General features: G+C 69.3%; 27 protein-coding genes. 12 read left to right on the forward strand and 15 right to left on the reverse strand.

The genetic code is table 11. The features are described 5' to 3' along the window. Together Vau01_RS56070 and Vau01_RS56075 are read right to left on the reverse strand one after the other, a co-directional pair. On the reverse strand, window positions 1-2,625 hold a 2,625-nt coding region (locus Vau01_RS56070; RefSeq protein WP_204010875.1), incomplete at its 3' end, for an alpha-L-rhamnosidase-related protein. 285 nt (window positions 2,626-2,910) lie between these two features. After that, complete coding sequence (locus tag Vau01_RS56075; RefSeq protein ID WP_204010877.1) at window positions 2,911-3,582, reverse strand: TetR/AcrR family transcriptional regulator; 672 nt, start codon at window positions 3,580-3,582, stop codon at window positions 2,911-2,913. A gap of 54 nt (window positions 3,583-3,636) precedes the next feature. On the opposite strand from Vau01_RS56075, the gene Vau01_RS56080 reads away from it, so the two are divergent. The 3 genes from Vau01_RS56080 to Vau01_RS56090 are packed head-to-tail and all read left to right on the forward strand — an operon-like array spanning window position 3,637 to window position 5,197. Next, window positions 3,637-3,930: a hypothetical protein gene (locus Vau01_RS56080; RefSeq protein ID WP_204010880.1), complete on the forward strand. Its 294-nt coding sequence runs from the start codon at window positions 3,637-3,639 to the stop codon at window positions 3,928-3,930. After that, window positions 3,930-4,808: a class I SAM-dependent methyltransferase gene (locus Vau01_RS56085; RefSeq protein ID WP_204010883.1), complete on the forward strand. Its 879-nt coding sequence runs from the start codon at window positions 3,930-3,932 to the stop codon at window positions 4,806-4,808. Before Vau01_RS56080 ends, Vau01_RS56085 begins: the two co-directional genes overlap by 1 nt. After that, on the forward strand, window positions 4,805-5,197 hold the full coding sequence (locus Vau01_RS56090; protein ID WP_204010886.1) for a hypothetical protein: 393 nt from the start codon (window positions 4,805-4,807) through the stop codon (window positions 5,195-5,197). The genes Vau01_RS56085 and Vau01_RS56090 overlap by 4 nt, the downstream gene beginning before the upstream one ends. Before the next feature lie 2 nt (window positions 5,198-5,199). Here the strand turns inward: Vau01_RS56090 and Vau01_RS56095 are convergent, their stop codons facing one another. The 3 genes from Vau01_RS56095 to Vau01_RS56105 form a co-directional block, all read right to left on the reverse strand. Next, window positions 5,200-6,570 carry an FAD-binding oxidoreductase gene (locus Vau01_RS56095; RefSeq protein WP_204010889.1) on the reverse strand — a complete coding sequence of 457 codons (1,371 nt, stop codon included), beginning with the start codon at window positions 6,568-6,570 and terminating at the stop codon, window positions 5,200-5,202. Then, window positions 6,567-7,790 carry a phosphoglycerate dehydrogenase gene (gene serA, locus Vau01_RS56100; protein ID WP_373320476.1) on the reverse strand — a complete coding sequence of 408 codons (1,224 nt, stop codon included), beginning with the start codon at window positions 7,788-7,790 and terminating at the stop codon, window positions 6,567-6,569. Before serA ends, Vau01_RS56095 begins: the two co-directional genes overlap by 4 nt. 111 nt (window positions 7,791-7,901) lie before the next feature. Then, window positions 7,902-8,903 carry a hypothetical protein gene (locus Vau01_RS56105; protein WP_204010891.1) on the reverse strand — a complete coding sequence of 334 codons (1,002 nt, stop codon included), beginning with the start codon at window positions 8,901-8,903 and terminating at the stop codon, window positions 7,902-7,904. Window positions 8,904-9,008: 105 nt separating this feature from the next. Here Vau01_RS56105 and Vau01_RS56110 point away from each other — a divergent pair, with 105 nt between their 5' ends. Next, on the forward strand, window positions 9,009-9,890 hold the full coding sequence (locus Vau01_RS56110) for a hypothetical protein (RefSeq protein WP_204010892.1): 882 nt from the start codon (window positions 9,009-9,011) through the stop codon (window positions 9,888-9,890). Window positions 9,891-9,944: 54 nt separating this feature from the next. Next, on the forward strand, window positions 9,945-10,244 hold the full coding sequence (locus Vau01_RS56115; protein ID WP_204010893.1) for a hypothetical protein: 300 nt from the start codon (window positions 9,945-9,947) through the stop codon (window positions 10,242-10,244). Here the strand turns inward: Vau01_RS56115 and Vau01_RS56120 are convergent. The 3 genes from Vau01_RS56120 to Vau01_RS56130 all read right to left on the reverse strand — a co-directional run bounded on the left by Vau01_RS56120 (window position 10,228) and on the right by Vau01_RS56130 (window position 12,422). Beyond that, on the reverse strand, window positions 10,228-10,551 hold the full coding sequence (locus tag Vau01_RS56120) for a winged helix-turn-helix domain-containing protein (RefSeq protein WP_239152832.1): 324 nt from the start codon (window positions 10,549-10,551) through the stop codon (window positions 10,228-10,230). The two genes, Vau01_RS56115 and Vau01_RS56120, sit on opposite strands and share 17 nt — an antisense overlap. Then, window positions 10,548-11,012 (reverse strand): hypothetical protein, encoded by a 465-nt coding sequence (locus tag Vau01_RS56125; RefSeq protein WP_204010894.1) that lies wholly within the window; start codon window positions 11,010-11,012, stop codon window positions 10,548-10,550. Before Vau01_RS56125 ends, Vau01_RS56120 begins: the two co-directional genes overlap by 4 nt. A 174-nt stretch (window positions 11,013-11,186) precedes the next feature. Next, window positions 11,187-12,422 carry a serine hydrolase domain-containing protein gene (locus tag Vau01_RS56130; protein ID WP_204010895.1) on the reverse strand — a complete coding sequence of 412 codons (1,236 nt, stop codon included), beginning with the start codon at window positions 12,420-12,422 and terminating at the stop codon, window positions 11,187-11,189. 223 nt (window positions 12,423-12,645) lie between these two features. Between Vau01_RS56130 and Vau01_RS56135 the strand changes: the two genes are divergently transcribed. After that, window positions 12,646-13,389, forward strand: a complete 744-nt coding sequence (locus tag Vau01_RS56135; protein ID WP_204010896.1) for a GbsR/MarR family transcriptional regulator — start codon at window positions 12,646-12,648, stop codon at window positions 13,387-13,389. Between the two features lie 277 nt (window positions 13,390-13,666). On the opposite strand, the gene Vau01_RS56140 is transcribed toward Vau01_RS56135, so the two are convergent. From Vau01_RS56140 to Vau01_RS56165, 6 genes are all read right to left on the reverse strand, one after another. Beyond that, a complete protein-coding gene (locus tag Vau01_RS56140; protein ID WP_204010897.1) occupies window positions 13,667-13,915 on the reverse strand; it encodes a hypothetical protein in 249 nt (82 codons plus the stop codon). A 110-nt stretch (window positions 13,916-14,025) separates the two neighbouring features. Next, complete coding sequence (locus Vau01_RS56145) at window positions 14,026-14,892, reverse strand: SMP-30/gluconolactonase/LRE family protein (protein WP_204010898.1); 867 nt, start codon at window positions 14,890-14,892, stop codon at window positions 14,026-14,028. Continuing rightward, window positions 14,885-15,874, reverse strand: coding sequence for an ABC transporter permease (locus Vau01_RS56150; protein ID WP_204010901.1), 990 nt, complete (start codon window positions 15,872-15,874; stop codon window positions 14,885-14,887). Before Vau01_RS56150 ends, Vau01_RS56145 begins: the two co-directional genes overlap by 8 nt. After that, window positions 15,871-16,878, reverse strand: coding sequence for an ABC transporter permease (locus Vau01_RS56155; RefSeq protein WP_204010903.1), 1,008 nt, complete (start codon window positions 16,876-16,878; stop codon window positions 15,871-15,873). Before Vau01_RS56155 ends, Vau01_RS56150 begins: the two co-directional genes overlap by 4 nt. Continuing rightward, window positions 16,865-18,478: a sugar ABC transporter ATP-binding protein gene (locus Vau01_RS56160; RefSeq protein WP_204010905.1), complete on the reverse strand. Its 1,614-nt coding sequence runs from the start codon at window positions 18,476-18,478 to the stop codon at window positions 16,865-16,867. The genes Vau01_RS56155 and Vau01_RS56160 overlap by 14 nt, the downstream gene beginning before the upstream one ends. Before the next feature lies 1 nt (window position 18,479). Continuing rightward, entirely contained in the window at window positions 18,480-19,409 is a 930-nt protein-coding gene (locus Vau01_RS56165; RefSeq protein ID WP_239152844.1) for a sugar ABC transporter substrate-binding protein, read from the reverse strand. Here Vau01_RS56165 and Vau01_RS64180 point away from each other — a divergent pair. Then, window positions 19,291-19,602: a hypothetical protein gene (locus tag Vau01_RS64180; RefSeq protein ID WP_239152850.1), complete on the forward strand. Its 312-nt coding sequence runs from the start codon at window positions 19,291-19,293 to the stop codon at window positions 19,600-19,602. The two genes, Vau01_RS56165 and Vau01_RS64180, sit on opposite strands and share 119 nt — an antisense overlap. Window positions 19,603-19,770: 168 nt before the next feature. Here the strand turns inward: Vau01_RS64180 and Vau01_RS56170 are convergent, their stop codons facing one another. Continuing rightward, the gene (locus Vau01_RS56170; protein WP_204010918.1) at window positions 19,771-20,883 is read right to left on the reverse strand and encodes an ROK family protein; all 1,113 of its coding nucleotides are present in this window, start codon (window positions 20,881-20,883) and stop codon (window positions 19,771-19,773) included. Between the two features lie 228 nt (window positions 20,884-21,111). Between Vau01_RS56170 and Vau01_RS56175 the strand changes: the two genes are divergently transcribed. From Vau01_RS56175 to Vau01_RS56195, 5 genes are all read left to right on the forward strand, one after another. Next, window positions 21,112-21,501 carry a nuclear transport factor 2 family protein gene (locus Vau01_RS56175; RefSeq protein ID WP_204010921.1) on the forward strand — a complete coding sequence of 130 codons (390 nt, stop codon included), beginning with the start codon at window positions 21,112-21,114 and terminating at the stop codon, window positions 21,499-21,501. 193 nt (window positions 21,502-21,694) lie between these two features. Beyond that, a complete protein-coding gene (locus tag Vau01_RS56180; protein ID WP_204010925.1) occupies window positions 21,695-23,023 on the forward strand; it encodes an L-fuconate dehydratase in 1,329 nt (442 codons plus the stop codon). An 11-nt stretch (window positions 23,024-23,034) separates the two neighbouring features. Then, on the forward strand, window positions 23,035-24,585 hold the full coding sequence (locus Vau01_RS56185; protein ID WP_204010928.1) for a sugar ABC transporter ATP-binding protein: 1,551 nt from the start codon (window positions 23,035-23,037) through the stop codon (window positions 24,583-24,585). Between the two features lie 10 nt (window positions 24,586-24,595). Beyond that, entirely contained in the window at window positions 24,596-25,600 is a 1,005-nt protein-coding gene (locus Vau01_RS56190; RefSeq protein ID WP_275424049.1) for an ABC transporter permease, read from the forward strand. Window positions 25,601-25,763: 163 nt separating this feature from the next. Next, window positions 25,764-26,699 carry an ABC transporter substrate-binding protein gene (locus Vau01_RS56195; protein ID WP_239152846.1) on the forward strand — a complete coding sequence of 312 codons (936 nt, stop codon included), beginning with the start codon at window positions 25,764-25,766 and terminating at the stop codon, window positions 26,697-26,699. Window positions 26,700-26,888 lie beyond the last annotated feature (189 nt).

The following is a 26,888-nucleotide window of genomic DNA, read 5'->3' on the forward strand; positions in this document are numbered from 1 at the left end:
CGGGTCGCCGAACGTGGCGTTCGCGCACAGGACATTGCCGGTGGCGGTGATGTAGGCGAACGCGCCGTTGGCTCCGTACGCGACGGGTTGGCCGTTGACCGCCGAGCAGGTGCCGCTCTCCGCCGCGCACTGGGTCCAGCCGCCGGTGGGGCCACCGGCCGGCGGCAGGTAGCAGGCCTTCGCGACGCCGTTCAGCGGGTCACCGAACACGTCGTTCGTGCATGCGGTGCCACCCGCGATGAGCCGGTGGTTGAAGGCGCCGTTCGCCCCGTAGGCGACCCTGCTGGTGCCGGTGAAGCCGCAGGTGCCGTTCTCCGCGGCGCACTGCGTGTAACCGCCGGGGCCGCCGAGCGGTGCCAGGTAGCACGACTTCACCAGGTTGGCGGCCGGGTCGCCGTTGAACGCGGCGTTGGTGCACGGCGTGGTCCCGGTGGCCGTCCTGTAGGTGTAGGTGCCGGCGCCGTAGGCCACCACGCGGGTGCCGGTGAACGAGCACTGCCCGTTCTCGGCGGCGCAGCGGGTGTAGCCGGCCGGGAGGTCGGCGCCGGCCGGTGCGGGCGGTGTCGGGTTGCCCAGGCCGGTGGCGGTGAACTGGTAGCTGCCGGGGGCGACGCCGGTCAGGTACACGTATGCGTCGTCCTGGGTTCCGCCGCCGATTCCCGGCCGCGGGGTGAAGGTTCCGTTGCTCCAGACGGTCGCCCCGTTGACGGAGACGGTGATGGTGCCGGTCAGTTTCGGAATGCCCACGCGACCGGTGGTACCGGCCGGGCTGGTGAGCTGGGACGTGAACGTACCGGCCGACGGACTGCGCGACCAGGAGGCGTTGACCGCACCCTGCGGCATCGTGATGCGTCCTTCGACGCTGGTGAGGTCGCCGGGATGGGGCACGAACCGGTACTGCCCGATGGTCGGCTCCGGTGCCGTGCCGAGGACGTGGAACGTCAGCGCCGATGTCGGCCCGGTCGACCAGCCGTGGGCCAGGCTCATGAACGGCGGGTTGTAGGCGAGCCCGCCGTCGGCGCTGATGCCCTCCCACATCGTGCTCTTCGTGCCGATCGGACTGTCGAGCATGTGGCCCCACGTGCGGCGGATCTGGGCCAGGGCGGTGTTGTCGTCGTTGGCGGTGAAGTGCGCGTGCAGCTCCATCGAGCCGGGGAACGGGTGGACGCCGCCGCCCCACTCCGGCGTCGTCCCGCCGTAGGCGTTCCACCGCTGCGCGAGCCGTTGCACGACGCTGGTCGCCTTGGCCGGGGTGTCGGTGAGGCCGTACCAGACCGCCAGGGAGTTGCCGTCCTGCGGGTACAAGCCGCTGGTCGGGTTGTCCCGGTACATGCCGGCCGCGGCGTCCCACAGCCGGGTGTTCGCGGCCGTCTTGAGCGCGGCGGCCCGGCTGGCGTAGGTGGACGCCAGGGCGTTGTCACCGACCACCGTCGCGAGCCCGCTCGCACCGGTCAATGTCGAGTACAGCAGCGCGTTGGCCTGGAGGTTGAGCCCGCCCTGGCCGCTGCGTGCCCAGTCCGCGGTGTTCGTGACGTTCAGCAGGTTGGAGCCGTCGATCTTGTTGGTGATGTAGGTCATCCCGCGGGTGAACCTCGACCACACGCTGTCGAGCCAGGCCCGGTCGGCGGTGTAGTTGTAGTACACCGCCGACACGTTCAGGGTCCACAGGTGATAGGTGTCCGAGCCCCACAGGCTGAACGGCGGGCCCGAGTACGACAGCTCACCGGATGCCCGTTGCATGTTGTACAAGGTGGTCAGGGCGTTGCGGCTGGACTCGAGCTCGTTGGTGGACGCGTACGCGGTCGGCGTCGCGATGCCGAGGTCACCCGGCCACACGTTCCGGTCCCGCTTGGCGGCATCCGACACGACGGCGGTGCCGACACCGATCACGGCGGCGTTGTTCCACAACGTCGACGGCGCGGGCCACGCCCTGCCCTGGTTGGTCGCGATGGTGCTCAGCTGCACCGTGTAGGCGCCGGCGTACCAGATCCGGTTGAGCAGGTTGTCGTTGGAGTAGAAGTAGTTCGCATAGTCGGCCGGGTTGGCCTTGCCGGGCGCGGCTGTGAAGTTCAACGAGACCCCGGTCAGGTCGACCCAGCCGCCCGTTCGCAGGAACACCGTCAGGTACCGGAAGCCACCACGCAGGTACTGGACCGGCATGGTGTACGAGCCGTTCGCGGGCGCGGCGGCCGTCAGCGCACCATCGCCGCGGCCCTCGTGTGTGGCGCTGATGTCGCTGTCGTTGCCGACGTACAGCGAGGATTCGGTGAACGCCAGCCCGACCTGCTGGCCGCCGTCACTGGCGGCGCCGAAGTTCAGCGTCACCAGGCCGCCGACCTCCTTGCCGAAGTCGAGGGTGATGGACGAGTTCGTGCCGGAGACCCGCGTCGCGAGGTTCGACAGCACATTCTGCGGGTTCGTGACCGAGCCGGTGGTGCGGTACACCGCCGTCGGTCGGACCGTGCGAGAGGTCGGCGACAGGTTCAGCGCCTCGATCGCGCCGGGAGGCGGCGCGGCGACCACCGGGGCCAGCTGGCGGGGGAGCGGGCCGGTCGGGGCGGCGGCCGCCGGGTTCGGGTGGACCGGGAGGGCACCGGTGGGGAGCAATACGGCCAGCACGGACACAGCCGTGAGAATGCGGGTCCGGCGCGAAGACAATCTGCGCATACGTACTCCGTGATGTGCGGGTCGGCGCACGCTGGCGAGACCGCACCGCACGGAGGGAGCAAGGCGCGCTGCGGTCGAGGGGAGCCGAACGAGGGCCGAAGGGGGCGGGGAGGGCGGAGCTGTTGCGTGCCAGGGGCGGCGGCACGGTCAACGGGGCATCGGGAGGGCGATTAGAACGTTTCAGATGATGCCGGCGACGTTGGCCGGTGTCAATGGACGTAATTTCTTCATCCGTAGCCGTGGCTACCCGGGAGCCTCGCCGCCGTGGCCCGGGGCGGGTTCGGCGATGATGGCGCCGGCGACGGTGTCGACGTACCAGCGTTGGTACTGCTCCACCGACCAGCCGCGTTGGCGGACGAGCCAGTCGTAGCTGCGAACGTCCATGGCGAGCCAAAGGATGTCGGCGACCTGTTCAGCGTCCAGGTCGGGGCGTAGGGCGCCGGTGCCGGCCAGGTCCGCGGCGAACATGGTCATGCCGCGGCGGCGCTCGTCGGCGTTCTTGCGCCAGATCGCGGCGGCGTCGGGGTGGGCCGTGGCGGCCGCGGCCAGCGCGAGCATCACCTGTGCCTGCCGGGCGTTGACCTCGGCGAGATGGTGGGCGTAGCGGGTGAGCATCGCGCGGGGGTCGGACAGCGCGCGGATCTCCGCGACGAAGGGTCGGGCCGGCAACGCCACCGGCTCGTCGTCGCCGGCCAGCGTGACGTCGACGAGGTCGGAGAGCAGCTGCCGCTTGCTGCCGAACACCGCGTACAACGTCTGGACGGCCACGCCGGCTTCGGTGGCCACCGCGGCCAGCGTGGTGGCCGCGTAGCCGGGGTCGACGAACAGTTTGCCGGCCGCGTCCAGGATCGCCCGCCGGGTCTGCCGGGACTGCTCCTGTCGCCTGGCCGATTCGTATCGCCTCTTGACAACCACCTCCGCAGGGTACTCTATTGGATAGAGTTTTACTCTACTGGAAAAGAGATGACGATGCCGTTCGGAGTGCTGCAGGAGATGCCCGGCGTCAGCGAGGCGGAGTATCGGCAGGTGGAGAAGCACCTCGGCCCGGATCGGCCGCCGGGGCTACTGGCCCACGTGGCCGGCCCGACCGAGGACGGCTGGCGGATCATCAACATCTGGCAGGACGAGGCGGCGTTCCGCCGGTTCCAGTCCGAACGCCTGGTCCGCGCCGCCGGACTGGCCGCACAGGAGGCCGGCTTCGATCCCGCCAAGGCCGCCAGGTTCCGGTCGATGAGCGTCGATGGCACCGAGATGCCGTTCTGATGGACGGCACCGCCACGCTGCGCCATCGCAACGCCACCTTCTGGGCGAATGCCGCGCCCGGCTGGATCCGACACGCCGACCGCCAGGACGACATCGGGCGGCCCCTCGGCGCCGTGGGCATGCACCGGCTGGCGCCGCAGCCGGCCGAACGGGTCCTCGACGTCGGCTGTGGCTGCGGCGGCACCACGGCCGACATCGCCGCGGCGGTCGGCGCGGACGGTGCGGTGGTCGGCATCGACCTGGCGGACGGGATGGTGGTGACGGCTCGCGAGCGGTTCCCCGCCGACCGGTACCCGGGCATCCGGTTCCAGGCGGCCGACATCGAAACCCTCGATGTCGTACCGGGAGCACCCTTCGATGCCGCGTTCTCGCGGATGACCCTGATGCTGCTGGCCGACCCGGTCGCCGGTTGCGCCACGATCCGGCGCGCCCTGCGACCGGGCGGACGCCTCGTCGCGACCGTCTTCCGGGACGGCGGTGCCAACCCGTGGCTGCCCGCGGCACTGCTCGGCGCGGCACCACACGTCGGCGCGCTGCCGCCGCTGCCGGTCGGCGACGAACCCGGCCCGTTCTCCTTCGCCGACCCGACCCGGCTCGACCGCGTCCTCACCGCTGCCGGGTTCGTCAACGTCACGATCGAGCCGCACGACGTCACCATGAACGCCCCGGACGAGGCGGACGTCGTCGCCGAATGGCTCATCGAGATCGGTCCCGCCGGCGCCGCCTACCGGGCGGCGCCCCCCGCGAACCAGGCGAACGCGCGGGCGGGGGCGGCCCGGCTGCTCGAACGGTTCCGCGCGCCGGGCACCGGCTACCGGCTACCTGCCGGCATCTGGCTCGTCACCGCCGCAACTCCCGCCCAGGACGTGCGGGCATGAGAAGCGCCCGATTACTTCTGGCCGTCGCCGCCAGCGTCGGCATTCTGGTGACGGGTTGCGCCGACGGCGCCGCACCGACGTCCGCGGGCCGCACGGACGCCGGAACCCCGGTCGCCGGCACCACAGCCGCCGCCACCGCCGGCGGCTCGACCTCGGTGTCCGCGGAAGACCTGTGCGGCTACCTGCGCGGCCAGTTGCCGACGCTGAGGGCCATCGGGTCCACGGTGGGCGCGATGGCCAATCTCACGGTCAACCTCTATTCCTGGTACGAGAAGCGCGGGGCCGTCCCGACCGGCAGCGAGATAGACCGGCAGACCCAACAGGAATGCCCGGACACGCGGGCCGAGGTCCTCACGTTGGCCGGCATGGACAGCTTCGCGACCCTGTGAGCTCAGTCGGGCAGCAGCACTCCCGGGTTGAGGAGTCCATCCGGATCGAGGGCGGCCTTGATGCGGCGCATGGCCGCGATCTCCTCCGGCGTGCGCGACAGCGACAGCCAGGGCGACTTGGCCCGTCCGACGCCGTGCTCGGAGCTGATCGTGCCGCGGTGCGCCGCGACCAGGCGCAGCACGGCGTCGGTGACGTCCTCGGCCCTGTTGTCGGAGTCGTCGCCGGCGTCGAGCACGTTGAGGTGGAGGTTGCCCTCGTTGAGGTGGCCGAAGGTGATGACCGTCGCCTTCGGCGCGACCCGGGCCACCGTCTCGGGCAGTTCGGCGACGAGCGCGGTCAGCTCGCCCAGCGGCACGCACACGTCGAGTTTCGTGGGTACGCCGGCGGCGCTGATCGCCTCGGTGTGCGCCTCGCGGTAGGACCACAGCCGCTCCAGACCCGCACGGTCCGAGGCCACCGTGGCGTCCATGACAGCCGGGCAGGTGGAGAGCATGGTCAGGATGTCGTCGGTCGGGTCGGTGCCGGCCGCGCATTCCAGCACGACGTACGCCCCGGCCGGCTCGCCGAACGGCGCGGGCAGCCGCCCGTACGCCCGGACCAGGTCCAGGCCCTCCGGGTAGAAGATCTCGGCGGCCGACAGCGTGGCGAGTTGGACGCGGGCGGCGGTGAGCAGGTCGAGCGCCGCTTCCGTGCCGGCCACCGCGACCAGGGCCACCGCCCGCGCCGGCAGCAGGGGTACCAACCGGAGCCGGGCCCGGGTCACGATCGCGAGCGTGCCCTCGCTGCCCGCCACGAGCTGGTTGAGGTCGTACCCGGTGTTGTCCTTGGCCAGCCCGCCGAGCCGGGTGAGCACGGTGCCGTCGGCCAGCACCGCCTCCAACCCGGCGACCTGTGCGCGCATGCTGCCGTGGCGCAGCACCCGGATGCCGCCGGCGTTGGTGGCGATCATGCCGCCGACCGTGGCGGACGAGCGGGCGGCCAGGTCGACACCGAAGTCGAGCCCGGCCGCGCGGGCGTGCGTCTGCAGCTTCTCCAAGGTGACCCCGGCACCGACGGTCACCTGCGCCTCGACCACGTCGACCGGCTCGACCCCGGCGAGCCGGGCGAGGCTGACCAGCACCTCGCCACCCGCCGGGACGCCCGCGCCGACGAGCCCGGTGTTGCCACCCTGCACCACGATCGCCGCCCCGGCGGCCGCGCACGCCCGCACCACCGCGACCACTTCGGCCGTCGACGCGGGACGCACGACGCACCGCGCGGTGCCGGTGAAGCGGCGCGTCCAGTCCGTCTCGTACGGCGCGCGCAGATCAGGGTCGACGAGCACGTGCGCCGCTCCCACCGCCGAACGGAGCTCGCCTTCCAGATCGGTCACGAGAGGACGCGCAGGCGGATGGTCTGCTCCATCTCGCGCAGCCGGGTGAGCACGTCGTCGGAGTAGGTGGCGCCCACGTCGGTGATCAGGTAGCCGTACTCGCCGCGGGTCGACAGCAGCTGACCCTCGATGTTGACCTCGTGCGCGGCCAGGATGCTGTTGACCTGGGCCAGCACGCCCGGCGTGTTGCGATGCACGTGCGCGATCCGGTGCGTGCCGGGCTGCTGGGGGAGCGCGACCGACGGCAGGTTGACGCTCAGCGTGGTGTTGCCCTCGCTCACGTACTGGGCGAGCTTGTTGGCCACGAACCCGCCGATGTCGGCCTGCGCCTCCTCGGTCGACCCGCCGATGTGCGGGGTGAGGATGACGTTGGGCAGGCCGCGCAGCTCCGACCGGAACTCGTCGCCCCGCCCCTTCGGCTCCTGGGGGAACACGTCGATCGCGGCGCCGGCGATGTGCCCGCTGACCAGGTGCCGCCGCAGCGCCGGGTAGTCGATGACGAAGCCGCGCGACAGGTTGAGGAACAGGCTGCGCGGTCGCATCCGGGCGAACTGCTCCTCGCCGAAGAACCCGCTGTTGCCCGGACGCCCGTCGACGTGCAGCGTGACCGTCTCGGCCACCTCGAGCAGCTCGTCGAGCGTGTCGCAGCGCTTGGCGTTGCCCAGGGCGAGCTTGTCGGCGGTGTCGTAGAAGTACACCCGCATGCCCAGCGCCTCCGCGAGCACGGACAGCTGGGTGCCGATGTTGCCGTACCCGACGATGCCCAGCGTCCGCCCGCGGACCTCGTGGCTGCCGGTGGCGGCCTTGTCCCACTCGCCGTCGTGCATCTTGGCGTTCTTCTCGACCACCCGACGGGCGAGCATGATGATCTCGGCGAGCGCGAGCTCCACGACACTGCGCGTGTTGGAGAACGGCGCGTTGAAGACCGCCACCCCGCCCGCGGCCGCCGCCGCCAGGTCGATCTGGTCGGTGCCGATGCAGAACGCCCCGACGCCCAGCAGCTGGGAACCCGCCTCCAGCACCCTTTCGGTGACCTGGGTCTTCGACCGGATACCGAGCAGGTGCACGTCTCGCACCCGCTCGATCAGCTCGTCCTCGTCGAGCGCACCGGGCACGCTCTCGACGACGCAGCCCGCGGCGTGCAGCCGGGACACAGCGTCGGGGTGGATGCTCTCCAGGAGCAGGGCGCGAATCTTCTCGTGGCCGACCATGAAATCCATTTCAGTCCCGGACCTTCGGCTGAAAGCCCAGGCCGGATCGTATCCGGCCCGGAACTCTCCGACACGCTATCTTCCGGGGGACCCGGCCGGCGGCGCCCGGCGCGCGACCGGTCAGGTCAGCGGCTGCCAGACCAACCCGACGCGGGGAAACTCCGCGGCGTTGCCCGCGACCGTGCCGGTGGCCGTGATTCCGACCACGAGCCCCTGTCCGAGGTCGGTGTACCGCCCCGCGTTCCACACGAACGCGTGCCGGATCCCGTCGGCGCCGTAACTGTCGCCGGCCACGAGGCCGTCGTCGGTGAGGTCGTCGGCCCGGGTGTAGGAGTCGCCGTTCGGACCCTTGTAACCCATCGAGCCGAGGTCGGTGACCTGCCCGTGCCGCCACAGCCGGGCGTGCAGGTCGGCACCGACGTAGGTGTTGCCGACGATGTCACCACGGTCGTTGATCGCGGCCGCGTCCTGGATCACGGTGGCACCGAGGAAGGTGACGGCACCGCCGCGCCACCGCACGCCGCCGGTGGCGCCGGCCTGGTCCAGCGCCCAGCCGACGATCTCGCCGCGCGCATTGATGTCGCGGGCCGCGCTGTTGCCGCCGTACGGGTTGGCCAACGCGGTCATCGTGCCGTTCTGCCAGAGGAACGCGCCGATCCGCCCGTCGGGCAGGTCGCTGTAGCCGACCACCTGGTCCCGGTCGTTCATGGCCATCACGTGGCTGTTGGGCCCGCCCAGGGTGCCGAGGTCGGTGAACGCGCCGTCGACCCACAGCACGGCACGCGTCGGCTTACCGTCGGTGCCGACCACGTCGCCGGCGATGTGACCGGTGTCGGCCACCGCCCGCGGGATCCACCCGGATCCGATGTCGGTCCGCACGCCGGCCTGCCAGGTGAACGCATGCGGCACGAAGTCGAACCCGGACGCCATCCCCACGACCAGACCGGCGTCGTTGATGGCGTCTGCCTCGCTGTCCGCGTCGGCTATCTCCACCGCCGGACCGTACTTGCGGTCCGGCGCCGCCTGGGCCGGGCCGGCGGCGGTGACCACCGCGGTGACCACCGCCGTGACGCCCAGGCCGAGCAGCGTGATTCCGGCCAGCAGCTTACGAACTCGCAGCATGCGCTCTCCCCGTATCGCGCGAACGAATTCATCACAATCTACCCGACGGCGCCTTTCCGGACCGTCCCCGCCGACCTCCCGGCGATCGCTGGTACCGTCCGCCGCATGTTCTCGCGCTGGACCGATCCGCGGCGGTCGGCCGACCGGGCAGCGGTCGCGCGGGGCTACGCGGCCTTCGAAGCGAAGGACTGGCCACGCGCCGGCGATCTGCTCGCCGACGCCGCCGCCCGGCTCAGCGGCAAGGCCGCCAGAGCGACCTGGTTCGACGCCGCGCTCGCGTACAAGTTCGCCCGCAACTGGGTCCGCGCGTACGAAACCGGCAAGACAGCCGTGACGTACGTCAAACGGGGCGCCGAGGAGCCCGCGTTCTGGAACCTCGGCACCGCGGCGACCGTCCTGCGCGACTGGGACACCGCCCGCGACGCGTGGGCCGGGTACGGCCTGGAACCGTTCCCCGGCACCGGCCAGATCGACGCGGAACTCGGCCCCACCTGCGTGCGGCTCTCCGACGTCAGCGAGGTCGTGTGGGCCGTCCGGCTGTGCCCGACCCGGGCGCGCGTGATCAGCGTCCCCTTCGATGCCTCGCGCCGGTTCGGCGAGGTCGTCGTCCACGACGGGGCACCCAGCGGGGAGCGGACCTACGGCGACATGACGGTGCCGGTCTTCGACGAGGTCGCCCTGTTCGAGCCGTCCGACACCGCGACCCTCTCGGTCCTGGTCACCTGCGGCCCCGGCGAACTCGAGGCGCTCGAGGACTCCTTCGCCAGCCGCCGGCTCGGATTCGAGGTCCTCGCCAGCCGCGTCGAGCTGTGCGACTGCTGCAGCCGCTCGACGATCCGCCAGCAGCGCGGGGAGTACGACGGCGAGCAGCAGGTCTACATCGCCGCCGCCGAAGACGACGCCCGGGCGCTGCTCGACGCCTGGGCCGCCGAGCGGACCGACGGCCGCTCGTGGGCGAACCTGCACCCGGCCCCGATCGGCCGGTAAACGGCGGCCAAGATCCCGATTGCGGCGCCGGTCGCCCGGCGGACAGGATCGGGCATGGGTCTGGACAAGGTGGCCGCTCGCCGGCTGGCCGACGAGCACTACTCCCGCTGGTGCGCCAGCACGTCGTACGCCGAACTGGCCCACCGCGACGAACACTCGTCCTCCGACGACAGCGAGGTCACCGACCGTGGCGTGGCGTACCGGATCAGCCGCACGGTGTGGCGGGAGAGCGGCGACCGCGCGTACACGATGACGGTCAAGGTCAGCGAGGCCCGGCGGCGCGGGCTGTTCCGGTCGTCGGTGATCCGTAGCGGACGCATGTACCCGGACGGCTCCGTCACCGACGAGGTCTAGCGTCCGCGCGGTCGGCGAGGTCGACGATCTGGCGCAGTGCCGCGATGTGCCTGTGCAGTGCCGCTCGGCCTGCCGGGGTCAGGGACAGCCAGGTACGTGGTCGTCGTCCGAGGTGGCCTTTGCGGATGGTCACGTATCCGGCTGCTTGCAGTGCGGTTGCCTGTTTGGATACGACGGAGTCGCTCAGTCCGCTGGTGTCACGGACGTCGGCGAACTCCACTTCCTGTGCCCCGGCGAGCACGGCCATCAGTGATAGCCGGGTCGTGGTGTTGATGATCGGGTCGGGGAGGGGCGGATGGTGGGTCACCACTTGCCCCGAGTTACCTGCTGGACGTAGCCGATTCCCCAGTACCGGCTGCGCCACGTCACCAGGGAGGCGGCGACGCCCAGGCACAGGCCGCTCAGCGTGAACGGAAGCGGTACGCCCAGGGTCTGTAGGGCCAGGCCCATCCCCAACGAAATCGCGACGGAGGTGGTCGCGATCGCGGAGGTCAGTAGCCATGTCCGCCACCCGAGCGGGATCGGCAAGGGGCGGGCCCTTCGCCGCGACAGCGGCCCGGTGACGATCAGGAGCGCCGCGACGGACGCCAGCGGCGGAATCCAACGCCAGGCCTGCGGCGTGTCCCAGGTCGCGCCCCACACGGTGTACAGCACAACGATTCCCGGATACCGCCAGCGGGAACGCGGCAGCGCCAACTCCGCGCCGCGGCGCAGGCTCTGCTCGGCTACGGCGAGGTCACGGGCGGCCTCTCGGGGAACTCCTGTCATCGGTGTGGTCGTTCCGTGGCGTGGCCCAGCAGACTCCGGTTCGCCATCGCGCCCGGGTGTTGCAGCGGTTGAAACTAGGCTGCCGCCAGTGCTGTGAAAGGGAACAGGGAGTGCGAGAGCGGCCATCGATGCGATGGCCGCTCTGTCGTGGTCCTGGCGTTGTCGGGTTCGGTGTCAGTTGTCGATGGTCTGGTAGAGAGTGGTCCAGAAATCGTGCATGACCCGCGCCGAGTCCGGGGTGGACATGCCGACCTGGGTGCAGAGGATGCCGACGAGATCGTTGGCGGGGTCGGCGTAGGCGGTGATGCCGGCGCCGCCGTCCCAGCCGAACTGGCCGAGGGGGGCGTAGTCGGTGCGGTGGACGCGCACGGTCATGCCGAAGCCCCAGCCGCCGTGCTGCCCGGTGCCGTAGGAGAGGTGGGCGATGCTGTTCGCCCAGGCGTCGCGGGCGGCCTGCTGCCCCGGAGTGAGGCGGTTGGTGGTCATCAGCTCGACAGCGGGTTTGGAGAGGATGCGCTCGCCGCTGTGCTTCCCGCCGTCCAGCAGCATCCGGAAGTAGGCGTGGTAATCGTCGACGGTGGAGTCGAGTCCGCCGCCGCCTGAAGCGAATGCGGGGGGCTTGCTGTGGTGTCCGCCTTCGGCTGGGTCCTCGACGAGGAATTCGCCGGTCTCGGGGTGCGGGGCGTACAGGGGCGGGAGGCGGTCGATCTTGTCGCCTGGCACATGGAAGCCGGTGTCGTGCATGCCGAGCGGCTCGAGGACCCGCTCGCGCAGGAAGTCCTCGAACGGCCGGCCGGTGACGCGGGCGACCAGGACGCCGAGGAGGTCGTCGCCGAGGTTGTACAGCCACCGCTCGCCGGGCTGGTACATCAGCGGCAGGGTGGCGAGGCGGCGCAGCCACTCGTCCGGGTCGGGTTCGGGCAGGAGCCATCCGTCTGCCTGGCCGTAGACGCCGCGCTCGAAGAACGCGGCCATCATCGGGGCGGTCCGGGCGGTCATGTCCAGGCCGAGACCGAGAGTGGAGGTGAGCACGTCGCGGACGTTGATCGGCCGGAACGCCGGCACGGTCTCGTCCAGCGGGCCGTCGGGTGCCTTGAGGACTTGGCGGTCGGCCAGTTCGGGGAGCCACTGGTCGATCGGGTCGTCCAGGCGGAGCCGGCACTCGTCGAGCAGGACCATCGCCGCGGAGGCCGCGACCGGTTTGGTGGTGGAGGCCATGCGGAATATCGTGTTGCGGCGCATGGGGGCGCCGCCGTCGTGGCGCATCGTCCCGATCGCCTCGACGTGGGTCTGGCCGCCGCGGCTGACCAGGGCGACGAGGCCGGGGATCTTCCCGGAGTCGACATGCCGGGCCAGGACGTCGTGCAGTTTGGTCAGTCCCGATGCGGTGAAGCCGTTGTTGCCGTTCATGGTGGATCTCCTTGCTGGCGTTGTTTCCGATACGAGAAACGCTACGTTGCGTTCCCTCTCCCGGCAACAAACGGTTCGCGATATACCCGTAAAACGGCAGGCCAGAGGCGTGACTTCATTGCGACGGATGTAGAACTAACGCAACGGATGCAGGTCACTCGTTGCGTTGGATGGAAAACGAACGCTACGATGGCGGCACCAGTGAAGCGCGGAGGGAGACACGGTGTCGGGGAGCAGACTGACCCAGCAGGAGCGGCAGCAGATCGCGCGCTCGCTGGCCGACGACGTCCCGTACGCGGAGATCGCACGGCGCCTCGATCGTCCCACCTCGACGGTCACTCGCGAGGTGATGCGCAACGGCGGACCCGGCGGCTACCGCGCAGATCTGGCCCACCTCGCCACCGAGCGCCGTGCTCGCCAACCCAAGCGCACCACGCCCCGACGGCAGGCGGCCCCGGCTCCGGACTTTGGCAGGGATGATGCAGCCGTGCGCGAGTACGAGGAGACGTTCACCGGTCTCCTTATGCGCCAAGGCATGCCCAAGATGACGGCTCGGGTACTGACGTGCCTCTTCATCGCGGACTCGGGCAGCGTCACCGCCGCTGAACTCGTCCAACGCCTCGGCATCAGCCCCGCGACCGTCTCCAAGTCGGTCGCGTCCCTCGAGAGCCAGGGCCTGATCGCCCGAGTGCGCGACGAGCGCCGCCGCGAACGCTACTTCGTCGACGGCGACGTCTGGTACGAGTCCACACTCGCCAGCGCCCGCGGCATGGTCCAGGTCGCCGAGGTCGCGCGGCAGGGCGTCGCCATCCTCGGTCGCGACAGCCCGGCCGGCAACCGCATGGAGAACATGGCCCGCTTCGGCGACCACATCAGCGAGAGCATCCTGCGCGCCGCAGAACAGGTCCGCGAGCTCCTCCACACCAAACCCGCAACGACGCCTGAGGACACCACCTCCGACGACTGATCAGGCGGCGACATGTCAGCACCCACCAACCGGAATCGAGCACCTACCGGACCCATCGGGAAACTTGATCCGGCGGTGATGAGGGTTGCAGCACAGCCGTTCCGGCTGTTCTGGCAGGATCCCGCCGACCAGCGACGTTCCCATGCGCCGGACTGCCGCCCGGCCGGTACTGCACGAGAAGCTGCGACACGAATCCACGCCGGCAACTGGTTGGACCGCCAACATCGGCATGTGTCAACGCATTGAAACAACGACCGGCAGGGCCACCGTCGGCCACTCATCGGGCATAGGAGTGTTCGATGATGGACTCGTGGACAACACGGACTCCGAGCGGGAGATCGGGCCCGTCGTGCGGGCGATCGATTGGGCCCGTTACGGCGTCGCCGACCCGGCTGAGCTCGGTGAGGCATTCACGCATCTGGTGAACGCCCAGGTTGCCGAGCAGCACCCGGGTCCGCCCCGTGGGGTGGCACTGCGGATCCTCGCTGATCTCCTGTCCTGGAGCCGAGACGAGGACGACATCCACACTCGGCTCCGATCCGTGGCGGTCGGGCTGCTCCCGCTACTTCGTCGGCTCAAGCCCGGCCGGAAGAACACGACGGTCCCGGACGCGGCCCACGATCTGCTCCTGCCCAGTCAGCCGGCGAACCTGGTCGGTTCCGTTCCCTTGGTCGACGGGTCGACCAGAAGTACCTGCCCGGAGCGGGGCGCGGCCACCAGCGCGGCGTCGGTCATCCCGATCCGAGCGGTGGTGACCGCGAGCAGGTTGAGGTCCGGTCCGACGAACGCGCACCGCGTCGGCCGCGACACCGGTAGCTCGACGACGCGGTCGACCGCGCCGTCGGGGGAGTACCGCACGATCCGACCGCCGTCCCATTTGCAGTTCCAGATGAACCCCTCCGCGTCGACGGTGACGCCGTCGGGGAACCACAACTCGTCCTCGTCGGATACGAACAGGCGGCCCGCGCCGACGGTGCCGGTGTCGACGTCGAATTCGTACGCGGTGATCCGTCGTCGGGTCGAGTCGACGTGGTACATCGTGCTGCCGTCGAGGCTCCAGGCCGGTCCGTTGGAGCAGATGATGCCGTCGAACGCCCGGCTCACCGTGCTGTCGGCGGAAAGGCAGTAGAACGAGCCCGTCGGCTCGGCCTCCGCGAGGTCCATGGAGCCGAACCAGAATCGCCCGCCCGGATCGACCGCGCCGTCGTTGAATCGGTTGCCGGGCCGGCCTGCCTCGACGTCCCGGACCACCTCGATCCTTCCGCTGTCGACGTCGCAGAACACGAGTTCGTGCCGCAGCGCCGCGACCAGACCGCCGCCGGTCCGCAACGCCACGCAGCCGACCGGTTCGGGAACGTCCAGTGTGGACGTTCGACGGGTGTCCCAGTCGAGGGCATGTATCCGGCAACCGGTGATGTCGACCCAGTAGAACCGGGACCTTTCCGCGTCCCACAGTGCGCTCTCGCCGAGATCGCACACGATGTCGCTGAGTACGTCAATCATTGGCGCGCTCCCGGCCATAGGTGAGGAGGATCGTCAGGATGACCAGGCCGTAGATGATGTTCCGGCCGTATTCGGGAACCTGCTTTGCCTGTAGCAGCGTGACGATGGCGACGAGGGTCACCGAGCCGGCCATGACGCCGATGTAGTTGCCGCGCCCACCGAGGATCGACACACCGCCGACGACGACGGCCGCGATGGACTCGAACAGGTACGGATCCCCGAGCCCGAGTGAGGCCTGCCCGCCGTAGGCGACCAGCGCGATGCCGGCCAGCGCGGCGAACATCCCGCTGAGGGTGTACAGGGTGACGGTGACGGCGCGAACCGGCACGCCGGCGAGGAACGCGGCCCGCGGATTGTTGCCGATCGCGTAGACGCGCCGGCCGAACGTCGTGAGGGTCAGCAGGACACTGACGAACAACGCCACACCAGCCCAGACGAGCAGTTCCGCCGGAATCCCGGCCAGTTGGCCGACCACCAGGCGGCGCAACGGCTCCGGCACGTACGACGCGCACGACCCGCAGGTCAGTCCCTTGGACAGGCCGAGGGAAAGACCCTGCAGGACACCGTTCATGCCGAGCGTCATCACCACCGCCGGCACATTGAGCCAGGCCACGCCCATCCCGTTGGCAAAGCCGACGGCCGCGCCGACGCCGAGTGCCAGGCCGATTGCGGCCGGCAGCCGTCCGACCTGGCCGAGGCTGCTCGTCGTGAGCACGATGGCCGCGGCGTTGAGCACCCACGGCATCGACAGGTCGATGCCGCCGACGAGCACCACGAGCATCTGCCCGGCCCCGACGAAACCGATGAAGCTCGCCAGGATCACCATGGCGCGCACGCTGCTCGCCGACGCGAAGCCGGGGTGCACGACGGTACCGACGGCGAGGATCGCGACGGCGACCGCACATGCGTACACCACCAGGCGCGTGCTCGCGGTCACGTCGTCGAACCAGCGGCGGCGCAGCATCCGACCGGTGTCGGTCATGACACTCCCTTCCGGAGCCGGCGGATGACGGCGACGCCTCCGCCGAGCAGCACCGCGACGACGAGGAACAGCCCCTGGAACAGGGACTGGTACAGCGGATCGATCCCGGCGAAGAACAGCACGTCGATGACGAGCGAGAGGGCGAGGGCGCCGGCGATCGCGCCCAGTGCGCTGCCCCGGCCGCCGGTGAACGCGATGCCACCGACCACGACCGCGGCGATCGACGCGAGGATGTACGGGTCGCCGGCGTTCGGGTCACCGGAGGTGGTGGTCGATACGTAGAAGACCGCTGCGAGGCCGCAGCACAGGCCGGCCAGTGCGTAGACGCCGACCTTCACCCAGACCGCCGGGATACCGACGGCCCGCGCGCTGGCCTCGTCGCTGCCGACGGCGAACACCCGCATCCCGAACCGGGTCCGGCGCAGGACGAGCCAACCGACCACGGCGAGCCCGAGCCAGATGGCGCCGGTGGGCAGGTCCGGGTTCGTCAGCACGGCCCGTACCTGGGGATCGACGGACCCGCCGGGCACCGGCAGCACCTTCAACGCCAGGCCGCCGTAGACGGACAACGTGGCGAGCGTGGCGAGGATCGGTGCGATGCGACCCTTGGCGATGATGATGCCGTTCACCGCGCCGCAGGCCGCGCAGATGATGAGGACGGTGACCATCCACCCGAGGGTGGCCGCCACCCCGGCGCCGGACGTCGCCGCGACGATCGCCACGCCGAGACTGACGATTCCGCCGACGGACAGGTCGATCCCGCCGGTGAGGACGACCAGGCTCTGCCCGATCGCCACGAAGATCAGCGGCAGGGACGTGTTGAGCAGCGAGAGGTAGTCGAACGGCGTCGGCAGGTGCTGCAGGCGGCCGGTGTAGACGACGAGATACGCCACGAACGTGGCGGCGAGCACAGCGTAGCCGAGCGACAGGTGCGGCAGCGTGTGGCGGCGCAGCACGCGCCACCAACGGAGCCGGACCGGCGCGGATGTCTCAGTCCCGGTCACCGGGTACCTCCCGCAGGGACGCGGCCACGATGCGTTCGGCGTCGCCGACCGGGCCGGCGAGTTCGGCCGCGATCCGACCCTCCCGCAGGACGAGGACCCGGTGGCACAGGCGCGCGATTTCCTCGGTCTCGCTGGAGTACAGCAGTACGGCTTTGCCGCGGCCGGCAAGCTCGGCGACGAGGCGGTAGAAGTCGTGCTTCGTCGCCGCGTCGACGCCCCGGGTGACGTCGAACAGCAGCAGCACATCGGCGTCGGTCAGCAGCCATCGGCCCATCAGCACCTTCTGCTGGTTGCCGCCCGACAGCGTGCCGACCGGTTGGGTCTGCGGGCGTCGGGTGCCGATGCCGAGCTGGCTCACGATGGACCGCACGGCGCCGCGTTCCGCGCCGCGCCGGATGAACCCGAGACGCGAGCGGTGGTCCAGCGTCGCCAGGCTGAGGTTGTCCCGGATGGACATCGGCATGAGCAGGCCCTCGGCCTTGCGGTCCTCCGGCACGTACGCGATGCCGACGCCGGCGGCGATCGCGTCGCGCGGCCGTCGGATCGTGACGGGCCGCCCGGCGACGGCGATCCGGCCCGCTGCGGACCGCCGCGCTCCGAACAGCATCAGGAACAGGTCCCGCTGGCCCTGCCCGGCCAGGCCACCGATGCCCAGGACCTCGCCGGCACGCAGGTCGAACGACACCCCCCGCAGCGTGCCTCCCCGCAGGTCGGTCACCCGAAGCGCGCTGTCACCGACCGGGATCGCGGTGACGTCCGGATAGCCGCCCGCGAGACTGCGGCCGCTCATCAGGCGCACCGCCTCCGACTCCGTGATCCGCGACCGGGTGGTGACATGGGTGCCGTTGCGGAACACGGTGACGCGGTCGGCGAAGGTCTCGATCTCGCGCCAGCGATGCGAGGTGAAGATGACGCAGCAGCCCTGATCCCGCAGCCGCCGCATGTGTTCGGCCAGCCAGGCAACCTCACGGTCGGGCAGCGCGGCGGTCGGTTCGTCGAGAATGAGAATCCTCGGCTCGGTTGCCAATGCCCGCACCAGTTCCACGATCTGGCGGTGCGCCACGGACAGGCCGGCGGTGACCGCAGCGCTGTCGATGTGGTCCACGCCGAAGCGCCGCAGGAGCGCATCGGCCTCCGGAACCAGCCGCCGGCGGCTGACCAGGCCGAGCCGTCCGCGTGGCGGGTTCTGCAGGAGCATGTTCTCGGCGACGGTCAGGTCGGGCATCAGCGACAGTTCCTGGAACGCGGTGGCCATGCCCAACCGCTGGCGTGCGGCCGGGCCGACCACCCGCCCGACCGGCTCACCCAGGATCTCCACGGTGCCGCGGTCGGCACGGACCAGGCCGCACAGCACTTTGATCATCGTGCTCTTCCCGGCCCCGTTCTCACCCGCCAGGGCGTGGATCTCTCCGGCACGCGCCGCGAACGACGCGTCCCGGAGCGCGTGGACCCCGCCGAAAGAGCGGTCGACCCCGCTAGCCCGGACGGCCGACGTCAGATCCGGATCGGTGGCCATCGGCTCGGCCGGCGTCGGGTCGGTCGACGTCGGCTCGGTCGACGTCGGCTCGGTCGACGTAGCCGCCGGCGGGCTCCGATCCACGTCAGGAACCCAGGTTCACGGTGAGCGTGCCCGGACACGGCGTACCGGCGGTCGCCGCCGCCTGGCACAACACCACGGTCGCGTTCGGCCCGGAGTCGGTGAAGTCAGCGAAGAAGCTGTCCGGCAGGTCCGGGAACACCGTCTCGCCGACCTTCACGGTGTCCGACGTGACCATCGGGAACGGGATCGTGATGCTGGACTTCGGATGCGTGCCCTTGAGCACCGCCCGGGCCAGTTCGAGGGAGATCACCGACAGGAACGGCGGCTGTCCGATGGACATGCCGTTCACCTTCGGCGTCGACACGCCCGCCATGTACTTGCGGAACCCGTTCTCGGCCTCGCCGCCGGCGACCGGCATCGGCCGACCCGCCTCCACGAAGGCCTTGATGACGCCGTCGGTACCGCCGGAGACCCAGATCCCGTCGACCTTCGGCAGGCTGGGCAACTGGGCGGCGGTCTGCCGTTGCGCCGTGGCCGAGTCCCACATGCCGCTGTACGTCGCGACCACCTTGATCCCCGGGTTCGCGTCGAAGACCTTCTTCGCGCCGGCGTTGCGGTCGTTGTCGGCGCCGGTGCCGGCGACGCCGGTGACCATCACGACGTTGCCCTGGCCCTTGAGCTGATCGACCACGAACTGGGCGAGTTGCTCGCCGAACTTCACCTGGTCGGTGTTGACCGTCAGCCCGCACTTCGCGTCGACCGTGTTGTCGAACGACACGACCACGATCTTGCGGTCGCACGCCTGCTGTACCACGCCGTTGAGGCCGCTGGTCGACGCCGCGTTGATGACGATGGCGTCGACACCCTGTGCGATGAGATTCGAAATCTGCTTGGTCTGGGTGGCGACGTCATTGCCGGCATTGAAAACCGTGCATTCAACTTCGTCTTTGTATGGCGGCATCGCACATGCCGCTTTGAAGACGTTCTCCATCTCGACGCGCCATTGGTTCCCGATGAAGGAATTCGACAGCGCAATCTTCAGTTTTCCCTTTTTTTCGCCGGACGAGTCGGCATTCGACGTGCCGGAACTGCATGCCGATGTGGCCAGCAGCACCATTGTGCCCGCCGCGGCCAGCAGCCGCGCATACCGATGTAGAATCATCGCGCTCCACCTTCGGGTGTAGCGGTCACGACGAGTCGTGACCTCGTGATTGGCTGCGGCCGGAATCCGCAGTCAATTGTTGTGCCCGCATTGCGTGCGGCAGGGCGGCCAGGGTCTTCGGACTCTGGCCGTTCTTTACGTCGGGACGGGGCAGCCCGACGCGCCTGGGTCGGTGTGATGGGTTCGGGGTCTAGCCGGTCTGTTTCAGGGGCAGGGGAAACCGTGCGGAGTCGCGTACGACGGCCGCGGCGGCGCCGACCACGACGACGATGTTCTCGTCGAGCGTGCCGGCGACGACCGGTGGCACGGCCTCCCCGGCATGGATCGCCCGGCGCACCATCGAATCCCGCAGCGGGTCGATGAGAATGGCGCCGGCGGCGGCGAGGTTCCCCCCGAGCACGATCAGTTCGGGGTCGAGCAGGTTGTACATGTTGGCCATGGCGACGCCGATGTGTCGTCCGGCGTCGGCCAGAACCCGCCGGCAGCCGGCATCGCCGTCGTGGGCGAGCCGGATCACTTCGTCGATAGCGGGACGGCGACGGTGGCTCTGCCAGAGATGCCGGGTGATGGCGTCGGGGTTGGCGAGGGTGTTGAGGCAGCCGCGTCCGCCGCATTCGCAGACGAGGCCGTCTTCGTCGATGGTGGTGTGTCCGATCTCGCCGGCGGTGCCGTTGGCGCCAACGTAGACACCGCCGTCGATGACGAAACCCGCACCGATGCCCGTCGCGGTGTAGATGTAGGCGTAGTCGCGCAGCCCGCGCGCCGCGCCCCAGGTCAGCTCCGCGAGGGCGGCCAGGTTGGCGTCGTTGTCGGCCAGCACCGGCAGCTGAAGCACGCCGGCGGCGACCGTGCGCGGGTTGATGCCGACCCAGCGTTTCAGGGTGCACGCCCGACCGGTCAGGCCGGTGCGGCGCTGGATCGGGCCGGGCATGGCGATCCCGACCCCGATCACCTGGCTGCGGTGGAACCCCTGCCGGGCCAGCAGCCGGTCGATCAGGCTGCTTACGATCTGCAGCGTCACCTCCGGGGCAGCTTCGTCATCGGTTGGCGCGGACTCGTGCAGTAGTAACTCCTGAGCGACGCTGCACAGGGCGACCCGCACGATCCCGTTGGCGATCTCGACACCGACCGCGACGCCGAGTCGGCCGTTGAGTGCGACGAGACCGGGTGGCCGGCCGGTGCCCCGACCGATCCGTGGCGTGTCGACGATCTCCACGACGGTGCCCGCTTCGAGCAGTTCGCCGACGACGCTGGCGACGGTCGAGCGGGACAGGCCCACCGTGGACAGCTCACTGCGACTCATCGCACCGTTCTGCCGCAGCGCGTGGATCACACGGCTGCGGTTCGTCGTGCGTTGAGCAGATCGCACGTCCAGGGCGGACATCACACCACTCCAGTCCGAATTGCTTGCGGTGAGTATCGGTATTTACTACAGTCCAGTCAATAGATTGGCTCAAAGAGCCAATGCAGAGCTCTATTCTGCCTAGTTCAATCAAAACTCGTCCTCAGAGATTGCTTGAAGGGCGTCCCCATGGCGATCAGGTCGGACCACGAACACCTGCGGACTGCCGAAGACGCGATGAGCCGCTGGATCGTCGGGGCCGCCACCGGTGACTGGTCCGGCCTGCTCGCCGTCCTCGATCCCGCGGTGACCTTCCATGTCCCCGTGGCGGGCTTCGAGGGGATGCAGCACGGAGTCGACGCTGCGGCGCGGTTCTTCGCGCGCCTCGCCGACACCATCCGGGCCGACCTGCGGGTCCTGTCGACGTTGACGGACCGGGCCCGGAACGGGTTCGAGGTCGCCGTCACCGGAACGCTGCACGGTGAGCCCTTCACCCAGCGCCTGTTCCTCGTGTTCGAGACGCGGGACGGGGTCGTACGGGAATTCGGCGAGTATCTCGCCTGGCCCATGTCGAGGTGACCGAGTCGCCCGCGCTCGACTAAACATCCAACCAATATCCGGTCTGGTGATGACTTGGCCAGCCCAGACTGCTATCTTCGCCGCGATAGGTAGGATCAATCGTGCGAGGTGGCGGCATGCTCGACGGCACACGCAAACGTCGATTCCCGATGCCACGCACCGGCCCGGTCCACTCGTTCGACGGAGCCCGCGGATGACGGCGATCACCGCGATCCGGGCCCACGACGTCCGGTTCCCCACATCCCTTGACCGCGACGGCTCGGACGCGATGAACAAGGACGCGGACTACTCGGCGGCGTACGTCGTGCTGGAGACCGACGCCCCCGGCCTCGGCGGCTACGGGCTCACCTTCACGATCGGCCGGGGCAATGATCTCGTGACCGAGTCGGCGCGCCAGTGGGCGTTGCCGCTCGTCGGCCGCGACGTGGACGACCTGTGTCGGGATCCCGGTTCGGTGTACCGCGAGTTGGCCGCGGATTCGCAGCTGCGGTGGCTCGGGCCGGAGAAGGGGGTCGTCCACCTCGCCTTCGCCGCGGTCATGAACGCGGTCTGGGATCTTGTCGCACGCCGGGCCGGCAAGCCACTGTGGCGGTTGCTCACCGAGATGACCCCGGAGGAACTGGTCGCGGCGACGGACTTTCGCTACCTCACGGACGTCCTGACCCCGGCCGAGGCGCTCGCGATGCTGCGTGAGATGGAGCCGACCCGTCAGCTGCGGATCGAGCGGCTGCACCGCCGCGGCGGCTACCCGTGTTACACGACCAGCGCAGGGTGGCTCGGCTACGACGACGACAAGCTGCGCCGCCGGCTGAAGGAGGCGATGGACGCCGGCTACCGTCACGTCAAAATGAAGGTCGGCCAGGACATCGATGACGACATCCGTCGCCTCTCGATCGCCCGCGAGGTGATCGGCCCGGACGTCAACCTGATGATCGACGCCAACCAGGTCTGGGACGTTCCCCAGGCCATCGAATGGGTCCACCGGCTCTCGGAGTTCCGGCCGCTGTGGATCGAGGAACCGACCAGCCCCGACGACGTGCTCGGTCACGCGGCGATCCGGGCGGCTGTGGCGCCGATCGGCGTTGCCACCGGTGAGCACGGGATGAACCGGGTGCTGTTCAAGCAGATGTTCCAGGCCTCGGCGTTGGACTACTGCCAACTGGACTCTGCCCGGCTGGCCAGCGTCAACGAGATCCTCGCCGTGTACCTGATGGCCAAGAAGTTCGACGTCCCGGTATGTCCGCATGCGGGCGGCGTCGGCCTGTGCGAGATGGTTCAGCACCTGTCCGTCTTCGACTACGTGGCCGTGTCGGGATCGCTCGACAGTCGCGTGACGGAATACGTCGACCACCTGCATGAGCACTTTGCCGATCCGTGCATCGTCGTCGACGGCCACTACGTCCCGCCCGAACGGCCCGGCTACAGCACACAGATGATCGAACGGTCGGTCGCCGAGTTCACGTACCCGGGCGGCTCCTACTGGCGCTCCCGCCTGCCAGCACAGAGCTCCGGGACGAGCTGAAGGAGTCTGATGTGGCCAGCGACGGGCTTCCCGATACCGGCTCGACCGGCTCGGCCGGCACCCCGCTGCTGCGAGTCAGCGGCGCGAGCAGGAGCTTTCCCGGGGTGCGGGCGCTCGACGACGTCCATCTGGACCTGCGTCATGGTGAGGTGCACGCCGTCGTGGGGGAGAACGGCGCAGGCAAGTCGACGCTGATGAAGTTGCTGTCGGGGATAGACCGGCCCGACTCGGGGGAGTTCGTCCTGGACGGGACGCCGTACACACCGTCCAATCCCCGCCACGCCCAGGAACTCGGCATCTCGATCATCCACCAAGAGCTGAACCTGATGCCGGACCTGACGGTCGCGCAGAACATCTACATCGGTCGCGAGCCGAAGGTCGCGGGCGTGTTCCTGTCGGACCGGGCACTGAACCGGCAGACCGCCGAGTTGCTCGGACGGCTCGGCCTTCCGCTCGAGCCGACCGATCTCGTCGGGGACCTCACCGTGGCCCGGCAGCAGATGGTCGAGATCGCCAAGGCGCTGAGCTTCAACGCGCGGGTGCTGATCATGGACGAGCCGACAGCTGCGCTGAACGAGGTGGAGGTCCAAACCCTCTTCGGGCTGATCCGCCGCTTCGTCAGCCCTGCCACCGGCGTCATCTACATCTCCCACCGGATGCACGAACTGACGCAGATCACCGATCGCGTCACGATCCTGCGTGACGGCCGGTACATCGACACTCTCGAGACGGCCTCCAGCACCGTCGCCCACATCATCTCCCTGATGGTCGGTCGCGACATCAAGGGTGAGCAACGGCCGAGGTCCACTGTGGACGCCGCGGTGCCCGTTCTCTCGGTGACCGGCCTGCGTACCAAGGCCCACGTGCGCGACGTCAGCTTCGAGGCCCGTCGCGGGGAGATCCTGGGATTCGCGGGTCTCATGGGTGCGGGGCGCACCGAGGTGGCGCGGGCGCTGGTCGGCGCGGACAAGAGGGACGGCGGCACGATCCGGGTCCACGGTCGCGAGGTCTCGATCGCCAACCCTGCCGAGGCGGCCAAGGTCGGTATCGGCTACCTCTCGGAGGACCGCAAACGGTACGGACTTCTCCTCGGCCGCACAGTCCGGGACAACATCGCCCTGGCGTCCATGCCGGCCTTCACCAACGGTGCCGGTTTCGTGCTCGACAAGATGATCGGCAAGGCCGCGACCGACTACGTGGCGCGGCTGCGAATCCGGACCCCGACGGTCACGCAGCAGATGCAGAACCTGTCCGGCGGCAACCAGCAGAAGGCCGTCGTCGCGAAGTGGCTCGTCCGCAACTGCGACATCCTGATCTTCGACGAGCCGACGCGCGGGATCGACGTGGGAGCGAAGGACGAGATCTACGCACTGCTGGACGATCTGGCGGCCGAGGGCAAGGCGATCATCATGATCTCCTCCGAGCTGCCCGAGATCCTGCGGATGTCGCACCGGATCGCCGTGATGTGCCAGGGCCGGATCACGGCGATTCTCGACAACGCCGACGCGACGCAGGAAAAGATCATGCACCATGCCACGCATTCAGCGCCGAAGGAACCGTGACGTCGTGACCATGACCACCACACCAACCTCGACCGGTGCCGCACCCCCGGCCAGGTCGGCCATCCGGGCCCGGCTCGGCGGATCGGTGCAGCAACTGCTGGCCTTCGTCAGTCTGATCGTGATCCTGGCGTTCTTCACCATCGCGAGCCCGTACTTCCTGACCTACAGCAACCTCGTCGGCATCCTCATGGCCGCGACCGTGACCGGGATCCTGGCCCTGGGCACGACATTCGTCATCGTCACCGGCGGCATCGACCTGTCGATCGGCACCGGCATGATCCTGTGCGGCGTGATGACGGGTGTGTTCCTGACCTACTGGGGTTGGCCGCTCTGGCTCGGTGTGCCGGCCGCGGTGCTGTTCGGCGGTCTGATCGGCTTTGTCAACGGTGTCAACGTGGCCATCCTCCGGCTGCCCCCCTTCATCGCGACGCTCGGGATGATGCTGATCTCGGCCGGCCTTTCCCTGGTCATCTCCGGGACGAAGCCGATCTACTTCAAGGAAACCCCCGACTTCCAACTCCTGATGAACCAGTCGGTGATTCCGGGGCAGCGATTCCCGTTGGGTGTCGTCATCTTCATCGTCCTGGCCGCTGTCGCCGCCATCGTCCTCGCGAAAACCATCATCGGGCGGTACGCGTTCTCGATCGGCAGCAACGAAGCGGCGACGGCGTTGTCGGGCGTCAACGTCGTCAAATGGAAGATCGCCATCTACTCGATGGCCGGCCTGTTCGTCGGGGTCGCCGGCGTCCTCGCGGCCTCGCGACTGAGCTCCGCGCAGCCGGTCGGCGGAATGGGCCTGGAACTGGAGGCCATCGCGGCTGTGGTGATCGGAGGCACCTCCCTGCAGGGCGGGAAGGGTTCGATCCTCGGAACGGTGATCGGCTCACTCATCGTCGCGGTCCTCACCAACGGGCTGCGGGTCACCGCTGTACCCCAGGAATGGCAGTCCGTCGTCGTCGGCTGCGTGATCCTGGTGGCCGTCTATGTCGACATCTTGCGAAGGAAAGGGGCGTAGCGGCAGACATCCCCAACCCACCCACCCCATCCCACCCATGGGGCAGCACCACCAGCATCGCGCACCTCGTGCCGCGATGACGGGGAGTCGTTTGTTCCCATCACCCAGGTATTGAGGAGTTACGTCGATGAACAGAAGGACGATCACGGCGATTGTCGGCGTGATGGCGGTCGCGGTTGCCGTGTCGGGTTGCGGCGACCCGGATGCGGACGGCGGTAGTGGCGGCGACAAGCAGCCCTATGTCGCACTCATCTCGAAAGGCTTCCGCCACCAGTTCTGGCAGGCGGTGAAGGCCGGCGCCGAGCAGGCCGGCAAGGAGTTCAACGTCAAGGTGACCTTCGAGGGCGCGCAGGAGGAGGGCAACGTCGAGCAACAGATCCAGCTGTTGCAGACCGTCCTGGACAAGCGCCCCGACGCCGTCGGTTTCGCCGCCATCGACAGTCAGGCGGCGGGCCCGCTCATGCAGCAGGCCAAAGACAGCAAGATCCCCGTCATCGCGTTCGACTCCGGCGTCGACAGCGACGTGCCGGTGACCACGGCGTCGACCGACAACCTCGCCGCCGCGGCCGAGGCGGCCAAGCGCATGGCCGAACTGATCGGCCACGAGGGCAAGATCGCCATGGTGGTGCACGACCAGACGAGTGTGACCGGCGTGCAGCGCCGCGACGGCTTCCGTGACTACATGAAGAAGAACGAGCCGAAGATCAACATTGTCGACATCCAGTACAGCGGTGACCCGCTGAAGGCGACCGACCTCGCGAAGGCGATCATCGCCGCAAACCCGGACCTCAAGGGAATGTACGGCTCCAACGAGGGCGCGGCCATCGGCGTGGTTCACGCCGTCCAGGAACTCGGCATCCAGGGCAAGCTGAAGATCGTTGGCTTCGACTCGGGCAAGGATCAGGTCGACGCGATCAAGAGCGGCCTCATGGCCGGCGCCATCACCCAGAACCCGGTGGGAATCGGCTACGAGACGGTGAAGGCCGCGGTGGCGGTCATCAAGGGTGAGAGCGTGGCCAAGACGATCGACACCGGCTTCTACTGGTACGACAAGACGAACATCGACGACGCCAAGATCACCCCGCTGCTGTACCAGTAACAACGAGCTCACGCGGACAGGTGGTTGCACAGCCCTCATGCCGCGCAACCACCTGACGCCGTAACACATGACCACGCCTTCGAGACGTTCCTGATGCGGAGGCCCGGACCGACGTCATCCTCAGGTGCCCCACCCGTGAGCCGATGGGTGCCGTGTCGAGCGGTAGGACATCGGCGGGGGATTGTCATG

Origin of the sequence: Virgisporangium aurantiacum, assembly GCF_016863635.1 — a bacterium.
Classification (GTDB): Bacteria; Actinomycetota; Actinomycetes; order Mycobacteriales; family Micromonosporaceae; genus Virgisporangium; species Virgisporangium aurantiacum.

Coding starts and splice junctions, on each gene's coding strand:
- Vau01_RS56080 (WP_204010880.1), top strand. CDS start 3,637: ATGCCGTTCGGAGTGCTGCAGGAGATGCCCGGCGTCAGCGAGGCGGAG.
- Vau01_RS56085 (WP_204010883.1), top strand. CDS start 3,930: ATGGACGGCACCGCCACGCTGCGCCATCGCAACGCCACCTTCTGGGCG.
- Vau01_RS56090 (WP_204010886.1), top strand. CDS start 4,805: ATGAGAAGCGCCCGATTACTTCTGGCCGTCGCCGCCAGCGTCGGCATT.
- serA (WP_373320476.1), bottom strand. CDS start 7,790: ATGGATTTCATGGTCGGCCACGAGAAGATTCGCGCCCTGCTCCTGGAG.
- Vau01_RS56105 (WP_204010891.1), bottom strand. CDS start 8,903: ATGCTGCGAGTTCGTAAGCTGCTGGCCGGAATCACGCTGCTCGGCCTG.
- Vau01_RS56110 (WP_204010892.1), top strand. CDS start 9,009: ATGTTCTCGCGCTGGACCGATCCGCGGCGGTCGGCCGACCGGGCAGCG.
- Vau01_RS56115 (WP_204010893.1), top strand. CDS start 9,945: ATGGGTCTGGACAAGGTGGCCGCTCGCCGGCTGGCCGACGAGCACTAC.
- Vau01_RS56125 (WP_204010894.1), bottom strand. CDS start 11,012: ATGACAGGAGTTCCCCGAGAGGCCGCCCGTGACCTCGCCGTAGCCGAG.
- Vau01_RS56130 (WP_204010895.1), bottom strand. CDS start 12,422: ATGAACGGCAACAACGGCTTCACCGCATCGGGACTGACCAAACTGCAC.
- Vau01_RS56145 (WP_204010898.1), bottom strand. CDS start 14,892: ATGATTGACGTACTCAGCGACATCGTGTGCGATCTCGGCGAGAGCGCA.
- Vau01_RS56150 (WP_204010901.1), bottom strand. CDS start 15,874: ATGACCGACACCGGTCGGATGCTGCGCCGCCGCTGGTTCGACGACGTG.
- Vau01_RS64180 (WP_239152850.1), top strand. CDS start 19,291: ATGAGATTCGAAATCTGCTTGGTCTGGGTGGCGACGTCATTGCCGGCA.
- Vau01_RS56165 (WP_239152844.1), bottom strand. CDS start 19,409: ATGGAGAACGTCTTCAAAGCGGCATGTGCGATGCCGCCATACAAAGAC.
- Vau01_RS56170 (WP_204010918.1), bottom strand. CDS start 20,883: ATGAGTCGCAGTGAGCTGTCCACGGTGGGCCTGTCCCGCTCGACCGTC.
- Vau01_RS56175 (WP_204010921.1), top strand. CDS start 21,112: ATGGCGATCAGGTCGGACCACGAACACCTGCGGACTGCCGAAGACGCG.
- Vau01_RS56180 (WP_204010925.1), top strand. CDS start 21,695: ATGACGGCGATCACCGCGATCCGGGCCCACGACGTCCGGTTCCCCACA.
- Vau01_RS56190 (WP_275424049.1), top strand. CDS start 24,596: ATGACCACCACACCAACCTCGACCGGTGCCGCACCCCCGGCCAGGTCG.
- Vau01_RS56195 (WP_239152846.1), top strand. CDS start 25,764: ATGGCGGTCGCGGTTGCCGTGTCGGGTTGCGGCGACCCGGATGCGGAC.